The 13,465-nt window shown below is 47.2% G+C and carries 6 protein-coding genes; 2 read left to right on the forward strand and 4 right to left on the reverse strand.

Annotation, left to right across the window (positions count from 1 at the left end):
• Window positions 1-7: 7 nt before the first annotated feature.
• Entirely contained in the window at window positions 8-2,422 is a 2,415-nt protein-coding gene (locus NIAKO_RS17780; protein ID WP_014219826.1) for a glycoside hydrolase family 2 TIM barrel-domain containing protein, read from the reverse strand.
• Between the two features lie 101 nt (window positions 2,423-2,523).
• Window positions 2,524-3,624: a glycoside hydrolase family protein gene (locus NIAKO_RS17785; RefSeq protein WP_041348883.1), complete on the reverse strand. Its 1,101-nt coding sequence runs from the start codon at window positions 3,622-3,624 to the stop codon at window positions 2,524-2,526.
• Between the two features lie 172 nt (window positions 3,625-3,796).
• Between NIAKO_RS17785 and NIAKO_RS17790 the strand changes: the two genes are divergently transcribed.
• Window positions 3,797-5,218, forward strand: coding sequence for a binary exotoxin B/Anthrax toxin B moiety protective antigen (locus NIAKO_RS17790; protein ID WP_014219828.1), 1,422 nt, complete (start codon window positions 3,797-3,799; stop codon window positions 5,216-5,218).
• 141 nt (window positions 5,219-5,359) lie between these two features.
• Here NIAKO_RS17790 and NIAKO_RS17795 read toward each other — a convergent pair whose 3' ends face one another.
• Window positions 5,360-8,953 (reverse strand): malectin domain-containing carbohydrate-binding protein, encoded by a 3,594-nt coding sequence (locus NIAKO_RS17795; protein ID WP_014219829.1) that lies wholly within the window; start codon window positions 8,951-8,953, stop codon window positions 5,360-5,362.
• A gap of 10 nt (window positions 8,954-8,963) precedes the next feature.
• The gene (locus NIAKO_RS17800; protein WP_014219830.1) at window positions 8,964-11,795 is read right to left on the reverse strand and encodes a glycoside hydrolase family 95 protein; all 2,832 of its coding nucleotides are present in this window, start codon (window positions 11,793-11,795) and stop codon (window positions 8,964-8,966) included.
• Window positions 11,796-12,031: 236 nt separating this feature from the next.
• Between NIAKO_RS17800 and NIAKO_RS17805 the strand changes: the two genes are divergently transcribed.
• Complete coding sequence (locus NIAKO_RS17805; protein ID WP_014219831.1) at window positions 12,032-12,982, forward strand: tetratricopeptide repeat protein; 951 nt, start codon at window positions 12,032-12,034, stop codon at window positions 12,980-12,982.
• Window positions 12,983-13,465 lie beyond the last annotated feature (483 nt).

A 13,465-nucleotide genomic window follows, 5' to 3' on the forward strand; every position in this document is an offset into this window, starting at 1 on the left:
ATATGAATTAGTGTGTTTGAAGTACAGTAGTAGCTGATGGCAAACCAGGGGAGCTGAATGTTACCTGAATGTTTCCTGTTTCGGGTTTTGCCTGAATAATGGCGAGACATAAACCGTTGTAAGCCTTATGGGAGGCAGCTTTAAACGATTCCAAACTGGCGGGATAACCATTGTCCATTCCGGCCAATGTTCCTTTACCAACGATTTCAACGGTTATTTTATTGTCGGCAGCAGGCACCAAATTGCCATTTTTATCCAAAATCCGAACGGTGATAAAAGACAGGTCTTTTCCGTCGGCATGGAGGATTTTTTTATCTGGCACTATTTCGAGCCTTGCCGGAATACCTGCAGTATTGATGGTTTTTGTACTAACTATATTGCCGTTTTTACGGCTCACGGCTTTTAACGTTCCGGGTTCGTATTTTACACGCCATTGTACGTGAAAATCAAGTGGTTGCTTTTTACGAACACCCATTGAGCGATTGTTCAGGTACAGTTCCACTTCATCGGCATTATTATAATAGGCCCACACATCCACTTCCTTACCTGCTTCCCAGTTCCAATGCGGTAACAGGTGCAAAACTGTTTTGCTGGTCCATTCACTCTGATACATATAATAGGCATCCTTGGGAAAACCCGCCAGATCAACAATTCCGTAATAAGAACTTCTTGCCGGCCAGGGATATGGTACCGGTTCCCCCAGGAAATCGAAACCCGACCATACAAACAACCCTGATAAAAAATCATATTGTTTTATTATACGCCAGGTTTGTTCGTGGGTGGAGCCCCAATACGCTGCTACATTATCATATGCGGAAACTGTATAGTCAGGGTTGCCAGGCGACACAAATTTTTGCCCCTTTAAAGGCCAGAACCGTACACTGTCTGCCGGCATATCATAATGCCCGCGACTTGCCAGGGCCGACATGGTTTCGGTGGCCAGGAATTTTTTACCAGGATATCTCTGCAGAAAATCAGGATACAACTGCTGATTATAGTTCATTCCCATCAAGTCTAATGCATTGGCCTGGTAAATAAAGTTTTTAGTAGTATCGGTTTCAGTAAGGGCCGAGGTAACCGGTCTTGTTGTATCGAGCGCTTTTACAATACCAACCAGCTCTTTGGTAAGCGGAATACCCGTACTATCAAACTGTTCGCGGATCTCATTGCCAATGCTCCAGATGATCACCGAAGGGTGATTCTTGTCTCTTTTTACCTGGTCTTCCAGGTCCTGTTTATGCCATTGATCAAAATCGATGTTGTAATCGAACTTGTTCTTTTTCTTATGCCACATATCAAAAGCTTCATCCAACACCAGGAACCCCATTTTATCGCACAGGGCCAGCCATTCCGGAGCAGGTGGATTATGCGCCGTACGAATGGCGTTGCAGCCCATATCTTTCAGGATCTGTAACTGCCGCTCCATGGCGCGTTCATTTACGGCGGCGCCCAATGCACCCAGATCGTGGTGCATACATACACCCAGTATTTTCATTGGCCTGCCATTCAGGGAGAAGCCTTTTTGTACATCAAAATCAAAATAACGAATCCCAAACGGCGTTACATATTCATCCACCACTTTGCCATTCACCATCACTTTTGTTACCGCCTTATATAAATAGGGATTTTCAACAGACCATAAGATGGGTTTATTAATGGCAGTGGAATAACTATAGGTAGCCTTGCCCGCCGGCCAGCCGGGTGCGCCATGCAACCAGGCAATGCCTTTACTTACATATTTGCCCGATGCATCATAAATAGTCGTAAACAGGGTGCCATGTCCTAATTGCCCGGTTGTGTTATTTATGGTTGATTGAATATTAACTATCGCTACATTATTATTTACCGTTGGGGCTGTAATAAAAGTGCCCCACTGATCGATGGCTATTTTATTGGTAAGTACCAGCCGCACATTGCGGTAAATACCCGAGCCGGTATACCACCGGGAATTGGGTTGCAGGGAATTGTCTACTTTAACGGCAATTACCTGTTGGGCAGAACCGGGGTTACAATACGGGGTGATATCATACCCGAATGAAACATAACCATTGGGCCGTTTGCCCAGGTAATGACCATTTACCCATACTTCACTGTTACGATATACGCCGTCAAACTCAATAAACACATTTTGATTTTCCGCGCCTGCCGGCAGCGTAAATGTTTTGCGGTACCAGCCAATACCCGTTGGCAGGGCCGCCTGGTTCGGCGTACCCGGATTTTTTTCACTGAACTCCCCTTCTATACTCCAGTCGTGCGGCAGATTAAGCGTTCGCCAGTTATCATCACGGTAACCCGGTTCTTTCGCAATTGACGTATCTCCTAACCAGAATTTCCAGTTGGGATTGAAGTCGATGATGGTTCGTTGGGCAGAGGCAATGTAGTTGCTTAACAGGGCTGCTACTATATAGAAATATCTTTTCATTAAAATGCTTTTTTAGTCAGTAGTGAGTAGTCAGTAGTGAGTTGGTTCACGATTACTCGGAATTCTAAAAAATAGCGAGTTCACTCACTACTCACTACTCACTATTTTACAAACTCAACTTCACTTTTACCTAAGTCTTTTGAAGTAGCCACCGCTATTCCCCGCTGCTCTTTGTTATTTACGCCGCAGTAAAAATGGTATACAACCCCGTTATATTTAACCACGAACGATTTATGGGCATAGCGCTCATCATAGGACGTGGAAGATTCTATGAGGTTGGCGCCCTGCCAGTCGGTCCAGTGAACGAGGTCATAGGAACAGGCAAAACGGTTAAAGGCTCCTTTACGGTCCTGCCAGAACGCGCCAAAGTAAAACATTACATATACATTACCGATCTGTTGAATAACCGCATCGCCTGTAATGCCCACCGGGTGATGCATCACAGGTTCCGCCCCGTAGCGTTTCCAATGCACCATATCATCAGACACTGCCATGCCGATGCGTTCAAACCAACGCGTTTTCTTATTGTCTTTTGCCGAATCGCCATTGGCATTATAATACATAACAAAGGAATGACCGGTAATTTTTTGTTTATCCCAGATAACAGAACTTTTGAATTGTTTTTTATTTTCCCACCACCGCACATCGTTGTCCCTGGAAGTAAGAACCGGTTGAGATTGCCGTTCGAATTCATGTGGCGTTGATGGATCCTTTGCAGAATAAGCCATCCCCAGTGATAACAAGCCTGCCTCGTAGCCGGTTTCTCGGCCACCGAAATACGACATCCAGTATTTTTTATTGTATGGTTGCCATTGGTAACTGCCACCAAACTGAATATCTTCCAATGCCGGGTAACCGGCTTTTTGACTGGCATCCCACAAAGTAGTATCGGCAGAAAAAGACAGTAGTTTGCCTTTTGTAGTCCAGTGCAGGAAGTCTTTACTTTCAGAAAGCCACGTTTCATACCCGCGACCATTGAAGATCACATAGGTCATGAACCAGTTCTTTCCCTTGCGAAAAACGGTTGGACAGTCGAGTTTTTTACTATTATCCGCAGGCACTACCACCAGCCCATATTTATAAGGTGTTTTCACCTGTTCGTAAATACGCTGCATTACCGAATCGGGTACGGTTGAATCCGTTTGCGCCCAGGCCGCCAGCATACATACCTGTAGTAAAATAACTCCGATGCATTTTTTCACTATCGTTGTTTTAGTGTAGATGGGCGTCCCGGTAAAAAAGTTGGCACCACCATCAATTTTTGCAAAGATATAAGCGTACATAATACATTTATCGAAGGAAGACTGTTTTCCATGACGTCTAAAACTTATTTACTACTTTTAACACCCATAATACTGCTCAAAACAAGCCGTCATGAAAAAATGCTTCCACCCCCCTAAAAAAACCATCTTTATCGCTCTCCTGGCGCTTTCAGCGTTTAAAAATACAAAAGCCCAGCCAATTGCCTTTCCCGGTGCGGAAGGTTATGGCAAATATGCAAGCGGCGGCCGCGGTGGTAAAGTAGCAGTTGTCACCAATTTACACGACGATGGCCCCGGCAGTTTACGGCAGGCCCTGGCTGCTTACCCCGATGAACCCCTTACCGTTGTTTTCCAGGTTTCGGGCATCATTGAATTAACAACCCCGCTGACGCTGAAAAGATCGAATATAACCATTGCCGGCCAAACGGCGCCGGGCGATGGCATTTGTTTAAAGGGACATTCCTTTATTATCAATGGCGCCAATAAAGGCCGTAACCACGGCAATATCATTATCCGGTACATCCGGAGCAGACCGGGCAGCACGTATTACCTGGGTGTATATGGACTTGACATCGAGAACTGTCACGATATTATTGTTGACCATTGTTCATTCAGCTGGGCCAATGAAGAAGTGGTGGCCGCCTACGACACTAAAAATATCACCATTCAATGGTGTATTGTAAGCGAAGGTTTATATGAAGCCGGGCATCACAAAGGACACCGGTCGTATGGTGGCGTATGGGGCGGACAAAACGCCTCATTTCATCACAACCTGTACGCGCACCTGAACAACCGCACGGTGCGCTTTAATGGCGCCCGGGCGCACGACACCATAGCGCTGGTCGATTACCGCAATAACGTGAATTATAACTGGGGCAGCGCCAATGCCTGTTATGGCGGGGATATAAAGATCCCTGGCGGCGTATCGCAGGTGAATATGGTGAACAATTATTATCAACCCGGCCCGGCAACCAATGACACGTTAAAATTCCTGCACGTTTTATATGCCAAAAACCCCGATAACCGGGTTGGTCAATGGTATGTTGCCGGCAATGTGATGGCTGGCAATAAAGAACTCACAAAAGACAACTGGAAAGGGATCGATCTGGCAGAACTGCCTGAAGAAAGCCGCCCGCTGGCAAAAGCCGATTCTGCATTTGTTACCCTAAAAATAGGTAACCAGCAAAGCGCCAAAGACGCATTGGCCGCGGTACTGGCCGGCGCCGGCGCTACCCTGCCCCAACGGGATTCTACCGATATCCGCGTTATATATGAGGTGCAACACAAGATCGCTTCGGGTAAAGGCGTATTTGGCAAAGCCGGTATCATCGATAGCCCAATGGCTGTTGGTGGCTGGGCCACTTATAAACAAGGCAAGGTCTTAAAAGATACTGATGGCGATGGCATTCCTGATAGCTGGGAAAAAGAACATAACTTAAATCCGAAAGATGCGAAGGATGGGAATGCGGTTACTACGGAAGGATACACCAATTTGGAGATGTATCTGAATAGCGTGGTGCTTCCTGGTTCTTAAGCGGCAGTTATTGGGTTCGTAGGTTATTAAGTTCGTTAGTTATTGAGTTGGTTAGTTTAAATACATCAATATTAAAAAAGGCTGAACGCTAAGAAATTGTGTTCAGCCTTTTTTATTTGCCTATTGCTTATTGCCTATTGTCTACTGAACATCGATTCCCCCAATGGCGACGCCTTCCGCATCTGTAGCAGTTATGCGTATGGTATACTTACCGGCATTGATCATGGAGCCGCTGGTAGTAGTAAAATAATTCCATTTTCCTTCGCGGGTATTGGTAAACTCCATAGGTTCCGTTTTCAGTACGGTGCCATCGGCCTGAATCAGTTGCCAGGTGGCTTTGCGTATTTCTGTTGATGGATTATAATAACGGAAAGTGATGGAGTATACATCCCCTACTCCTGTATTGATGGCAACATCGGCCTGGCCACCGGCTGGCCTGGTGAATACTACTGATTCCCGTTTGTTTATAGTTTGCCGCGAAACGCCTTCACCTGTAGTTACCGCCTGGTCCATTTTATAGCTGGTGGTAGCTTTTTGATCGAAGGGTGGTTGCAAGGTGGTTACGGGCAATGCAAATACTGAGTACAGGCCTCCCCCCGGCCCTCCCGACCTGTCGGGAGGTAGATTGGCAACCTCGCGACTAACCGAAGCCTCCCCTGCATCTATGGCCACCGTTGAATTGGCTGTAAATCTTTTTCGATACAACTTAAAGGTAGTAGGTTTTGTATTTTGACACGTTGCTTTTGTATCCTCATAATCTTTTAACCATTCCGGCCGCTGCAGACTGCTGTCTACGGCTATGAACACATCAGCATCAGCTGTAACAATGAAGGAGCTCAAAGCAGACTGCCCAGCCTCCGGCATTTGAATCCACTCCGCCCCATACAGGGTTGGTGGTAATGCAGTAAATGCTACATCACTATTGATAAATTGTTTGTCACCGGTATTCAGCCAGGTCTGCGCTTTTATCTTTTTTGCCGGTTCGCTGTCCTTTATTTCCAGTTTGCTTATTAACGCAGGCGAGGGGGCCGCTGCTTTTGCTTGTTTGTCTTTTGTAGAAATGGCAATAGCAGAAATAACCGCCTGTCCGGCTGCTATGTTCGGAAAGGAGATCGTTAATTGTCCGCCCGTTACATGCACATCTACTTCCTGCCTTAAAGCGCGGTTACCAACTTTCGACCAGATATCAAGGTTTTTGATAACCGTTTTATTATTGATAGCCACATCGAATTGCCGCCAGCCTTTGGCATTCAATCCGCCCTTGCACCACCAGGGTTCTATAAAATATAACTCCACGTGGTAATCACCATCAGGCACCGGAAACTCATAGCGCAACTGTTGCAGGCCATAGCGAAACGTTTGTAACAACGGCCAGTCACTGGTGCCAGCAATGGGATCATAGAACTGGCGTTGACTGGCATAGAAAGCCGGCATCCCGGGAAATTGTTTTGTCCAGCTTACAGAACCCCAGGTATCGTTTGATTTCTTTTCGCGATCGGCTAACCAAATATTACCGTGACTATCCTGATAATCGGGACCACCGCAGTTTACCCGGTATAAGTAGTTATTGTCTTTTACGGGCGCTACCAGCATGGGCAGCATACCCTGCGTAGAAGGAAGACTGGTATATAAGCCCTGGAAACCAGGTGCAGTGGGCAAATACTGTAATACAATAACATCACTCGCTACTCTCTTTCCTTTCACATAACCCACGGCATACAATACATTGTATTTGATGTCAACGCCATCCCATTGAAAATGGGTACCGATGCCATTTCTTTTATGCCTGCCTAAGGAAGCATTATTTACATCATTGAACAATTCTACTTCATCGCAATTGGAGTATACCACAATGCCATCTTTTATACCGGGTGTTGTCCAGCGGCCGGGCCAGGTGTGCGAAACAATATACACCATGGGCGATGTTTCTTTGGGCGCATAATTGGAGCGGTACATATAGAACGCATCCAGCGGTTCTTCCCAGGGAGTTAACAAACCTTTATAGTTCACCGGGCCAATGCGATCGAGTTCGCGGAACCCTTCCCCACTCTGCACCCGGCCGGGATTGTCGTGCGAGGTATAGATCCAGAAGAACTGTCCGCACGTACTGTCTTTCACCGATTCGGCCAACCGCACTTTGGTTTCCATCAATTGCGTCATGCGGTCTTCACTCAGGGCCCCATTCTGTACGAAGCCTCCTTCCGTATGCAGATCCAGGGTACGCCAGGCGCCATACTCGCCAATCAATTGCTGGCGGATAACATCACTGGCATAAGCAGAAGGATTACCGCCATAGGTGCCCGTCCAGTTTTGCGGCACATCCCAATCGGTGCCTTCGCCACCATTACAGGTAGTTACTTTTCGTTGAGCCGATGTAGTGGGGTCCAGTTCGCGGATCAGTTGCGTGCACTCCTTTGCAAAGTCTTCGGGGATCTTACTTTCGTTTTGCAACCCCCATAAAACCAGGGAAGGACTGTTACGCCGTTCTATCACCCATTCTTTCAACAATGTTTTAAAGTTATTTTTAAATTCAGGGGTATTGTACCATATGTGGGCCGAGAGTTGCGTCCACCAAAGCAGGCCCAGGCTGTCCAGCAGGTGTTGGTAGCGCAGATTATGGGGCTGGTGTGCATCGCGAAAGGCGTTAAAGCCAACTGCTTTTATCTGTTGCACCCGGGCCGTAACTTCCGCATCACTGAATGCATGACCACCGCCCATGAGGTGCTCATATTCGGCAATACCTGTGATGAAAACCGGTTTACCATTCAGGAAGAATTGTTTGGAAGGGCCGCTTCTGCCAATGGGCCAGCTGATCCACCGGATGCCATAAGGCGTTTCGGTAACATCTGTCACTTTTCCATTCTGTAACACTTCTGTTACCAGGGTGTAACAATAGGGATCGCTCAGCGACCACAGGTGAGGCGTTTTTATGATTGGCAGTTGTTGCGGCGTTTCGGCCACCGCGCCCGGTTGCAGAGTACTGTTAGCCATTGCAGTAACCATTACCTGTTTTGCCCTGTTCAACAGGCGCTGACTGATAGTAATGGTAACCGGTTTATTGCTGTAATTCTTTACTGTTGTTGCCAGGTTCAACTGTGCCGATCTTTCCGACACCGTTGTATCGTTCCAGATGTGCACCCCAAACGGTTCTACCCGGATTGCATTGGTGGTAATTAAATGAACCGGACGGAAAATACCCATGGGCTGCGACCCTTCACTAAAACCCCGCTCGTCTGAACAGCCGCCACAAACCCAGGGCAGGGTTTGAATATTGGCCGGATGATCGGCACGCACTGCCAGCAGGTTGGGTTTGTTATTGTCGACCAGCAGATCGGTAATATCGATGGTAAACGTGGTCCTTCCACCGGCATGTTCACCTGCTTTTTTTCCATTCACCCACACTGTAGCAAAAGAACCCACTCCTTCAAACCATAAAAAATATCTTTTACCATTTTCTTTACGGGCTACCGTAAATGTTCTGCGATACCAGGCATAGCCATGGCGGTTGCCATGCAACAAGCGGCGGTAGCCCTCATAGGCATCCCAATTATGCGGCACTGTTACCGCCTGCCAGCTGACTGTATTAAATGCCGGATTTTCAAACCCATCAAACGCATGCCGATTGGTATCGTTAGCAATGGATTGCCAGTTACTATTCAACAAAACATCACTGCGTTGAGCCAACGCCTGCAATGCACACAACAATGAAAAAAGGACCAGAATATTTTTAATCATGCTTCAAATTCTATTGACGGTTCAGACTACCGTTAAATATATAGCTGCCATTCTTTTTTGTTGCCAATTCAATTTCCTTTGCGCCATATTTCAGATGACATGTGTTACCGTTTTTAGAAACAACTTTCAAATGGTTTAACCTGCCTTGTTTCCAGCTGATATCCAGTACAAAACCACCACGGGCGCACATGCATTTCACTTCCCCATCGGGTAATTCACCAGGTAATGCAGGTAATAATTCAATCACACCGGTATGGCTTTGCATGATCATTTCTGCAATACCCGAAGAGGCGCCAAAATTACCATCGATCTGGAAAGGCGGGTGTGCATCGAATAAATTATTATATAAGCCGCCTCTTTCGCGGCCATTGTCGTCCATAGCAGGTGTAAACAGGTTCCTGACCATCAACAAGGCATGATCACCTTCTTTAAACCGGGCCCATACATTCACTTTCCAGGAAAGGCTCCAGCCGGTGCCGCCATCGCCGCGATAGATCAACGACTGGCGGGCCGCTTTCATCATAGCGGAATCTTTCCAGGTTATATCGGTACCGGGGAATACCCCCCATAAATGAGAAATATGGCGGTGCTGATCATTTACATCATCTATATCCTCCATCCACTCCTGCAATTGATTGTGTTTGCCGATTTTATTAGGCGCAATTTGCGGGATCAGCGTTTTCAGTCTTTCAGCAAAAGCAGCGTCTGTTTTCAACACCGCAGCAGCTGCACTGCAATTCCGGAACAATTCTCTGATGATCTGATGATCCATGGTTGGACCAGCTACCAACCCGCCATGTTCGGGGGAATTGGAGGGCGTGCTGATCAAATAACCGGTCTTCGGATCTTTAACCAGGAAATGCTCGAAGAACTGCGCAGCGCCCTGCAGGTTGGGGTATTGCGCCCTTAGGAAAGCAGTATCCTGCGTGTAAAGAAAATGTTCCCATATGTGCAGGGTCAGCCAGGCAGCGCCGGTAACCCAGATCCCATGGTTACTCGCATTGATAGGCGCCGTGCCGCGCCACAGATCGGTATTGTGATGCAGTACCCAACCCGGCGCGTTATAATGGTCTTTCGCCGTTTGATGTCCTGCTACGGCCAGTTCATTTATCATGTTGAACAAAGGCTGCGTACAGGTGGAGAGGTTCAACACTTCGGCAGTCCAGTAATTCATTTCCAGGTTGATGTTGGTCGTATACTTACTGCCCCAGGGTGGCGTCAACAGATCGTTCCAGATACCCTGCAGGTTGGCAGGCTGTGTGCCCGGCCGGGAAGAGGAGATCAACAAATAACGGCTGTACATTAAAAAGAGGGGTACCAGTGCTGCATCGTCCTTCATGTTGAACTGACGGATGCGTTCGTTCGTCGGCAGTCCGCTGTTCTTTCCTGCCGGAACAGTGAAACTGAAGGTTTCGAACAATTTGTGGTATTCATTCAGATGCGCTGTTTTTATAGAAGCGTAAGGAACACCTTTTACCCGGGCCAGGGCCGCTTTACAGGCAGCCACCGGATCGCCCGATACATCTTTATAATTTTTAAAACTGGTAGCGGCCACCAGGTAAAAATTTACTTCCGTGGCCTGCTGCAGGTTGATGGCCGTGTCGTTTACCGTTAGCCTGCCACCTGTTGCCGTAGCATACAGATACCCTACCGCTTTTAATACGCCATTGCTTACTTCCAGTGACAAGGACAATGTATGATCATCAATTTTCTTTACAACATATTTTTTATGAGGCGTATTCAATACCGCCTGTAACGACAACGCGCCGGGTTTGCTGGCCGTTACATGCATTACCACGCATTGATGCGGGGCGCTGATAAAATATTCGCGGTTATAGGAAACACCATTTGCCGTATAGGAGACGGTGGAGATGGCATTATCCAGATCGAGTGAGCGTTGGTAATCGCTGCTGTTATTGCCATGCGCAAAACGGAAATACAGATCGCCGAATGGCAGGTAATCGGCCTCGTAACGAGGCAGGGCCGGCGGCGCATCGTTCTGAATAAAATACTTCCAGGTATTTCCCAGTGACACCGTATCAACATCACCACCTTCAGGGTATACAACCAACGTTCTGGCCGTGCCCTTCACCCCGGTAAAACCACCTTTATCGAAAAAATTAATAACCTGGATGGCCACGGTATTCTTTCCTTCCTTTAATGCCGAAGCCGGAATGGTATATTTTCTTTTTTTACTGATGCCTTCATCGTGTCCCACCAGCTGACCGTTTACATAAGTATAATCCAGATCGCGGATGCGGCCCAGATCGAGCACCAGGTTCTTACCCAGCCATTTTGCCGGCACATTGAAGGAAGTACGAAACCACAGCGAACCGTCGGTACCTTCCAACCCAACCCGCTCCCACCCTTCGGGTGTTGGCAGTTGCATGGCAGGCCAGTTATTATCGTTATACGTTACCCCAGCTGGTTCTATTTGTGCCCGCACAGACCTGAACCAGGTATCTTTCTGTAATTCGTAGGCGCTGTCGTCGGGAGCTTTCAGGCCCATAAAATATTTCTCACCCATAGCTTCCGACTCTGCCTGTTTACCTTCCGCCAGCAACTGACGCATTGGCTGCAGGTATTGTGCCGCGCCGGGATGCGAATACGAACGCGGCCGGCCGCTCCACAGGGTTTCCTCATTCAGTTGTAAATGTTCTTCCCCTACGCCACCAAACACCATCGCGCCGAGGCGGCCGTTGCCAAGCGGCAGGGCGTCCGTCCAGGTGGCAGCAGGTTGCTGATACCACAGGCGAAGCGGCTGCTTTTGTGCATATGACTGGGAAAAAGGACTAACAACCGTTAACAATAAGGAAAAACGAAGCCAGGTTTTCAGGTGCATATAGATGGATATATGGGTAATTAGACGGAACAAGACTTACCAGGGTTGCGCCCTGCTTGGGCAGCAAGATACAATTCTTAGTTCGCAGTTCAGAGTTCCGGGTTCAGAGTTCCAGTTAAAGTGTCATTAAGACAAATATTGCACGCTACCTTGGCCTTTAGCCCTCTGCCCTTTGCCTGTCTCATCATATCAATAATTTCATTTACTTTGGCCCGGACGCACAAAAATTACCAACAATGAGCACAGCGCAACCGGCCAACCCTGAAGCAATTTTTGAAAAGGAATTTCAGGCAGCCATTCCCCGATATCTATCCAAACCCGGTGTTGATATAGGCCTGAAAATGCGGAATAAGGACACCGACGAAGTAATGTTGTTTGCGGAAGCTTTTCCGGACGCCTTTGCTACCTGGCAAACAGTACAGTCATTGCCAGACAGGCGCGGGATCATTTATTCGGCGTTGGACGGTTTTATGGGAAACGACCTGCAATTGTGGCAAATTGTTGAACGGTTTACCGATGACCGTTACCCGCAGCGGGCGCTGGAAGCTGCCACCACCCATGCCGACGCAGCAGACCTGAGCAATAGCAACTATTGGGCGGCTGTAGCAAAAACAAATCTTGTTTTAACCAACTATAGCCAGGCGGAGGCTAATGCCCTAAAAGCATTAACCCTCGAAATAACTAACATCCGGGCCAAGCTGGCGTTGGCAGATGTTTATCACGCCCTGGGCAAAGTTGAGGACGCACATGCCTTTTACAACGAGATCCTGCAGGAGCGCCTGCCCAAAACAAATGCAACCTCACTCACATTTGCCCAACTGGTAGGCTTTGAAGGAAACATTTTACCCTCCCCTTTTTATGCGCTCGACTGGTTACAAAGCCATCCCGATACCACCATCGATACCTGGAATTGGGCCAATGACGAGTTTTATTACAGTCCGCACTTCAGGGCGCAATTCGCATATTACCTGATACAACAAAAAGAGACCGTAAAGGGATTGGTAAAGCTGTTCACGTTAGCCAAAGAAATGCCCTGGTTTAAAGAAGCGGTGATCAACAGCTGGCATTTGATCAATCAGCTGGGTATGGCCGGCAATATGCCCAATGACAATCGCTGGCTCGAAGAAACGATGAAAGCCAATCGATGGGACCCGCATGATACGGGATTGCAGCGGATAGAGCTGTAAACACTACACAATAACTCATCTAATACCTAAAAAGGCACGAAACCTGATTATGGTTATTGATAAGTGACTTTGGCTCATAAGTAAGCTACTTTGGCTCGGAATGTAGCAACTTTTGAACGGACATAAGCAAAGTTTGACCAAATGTTAGCTATTTGAGCTTGATAGTAGTCAACTTGTAATCCGAAGTTGGTACGTGATATGCTTAGTTAGCAACTTATAGCTCAATGTTAACCATACATGAGTCATAGTTAGTTATAAATGCGGCATAATAAGTAACAATGGGGCAAATAAGCAACTTTTGCCCAAATCTTCGAAACATTAGCCCAATAATTGCAAACTTTTCACTCAAAGTTTTAAAGATTACAGACAATCTTTCATGTTTTTTCAGAAAGTATACCCCACCCTGAACCTGATGGGCTGGGTGTAAAAAATGGCCGGGTATGCTAACCCAGCCATTTATATCTTACGCTTTATATTGAGGCC

Source organism: Niastella koreensis GR20-10 (assembly GCF_000246855.1).
In the GTDB taxonomy this organism is placed as follows: domain Bacteria; phylum Bacteroidota; class Bacteroidia; order Chitinophagales; family Chitinophagaceae; genus Niastella; species Niastella koreensis.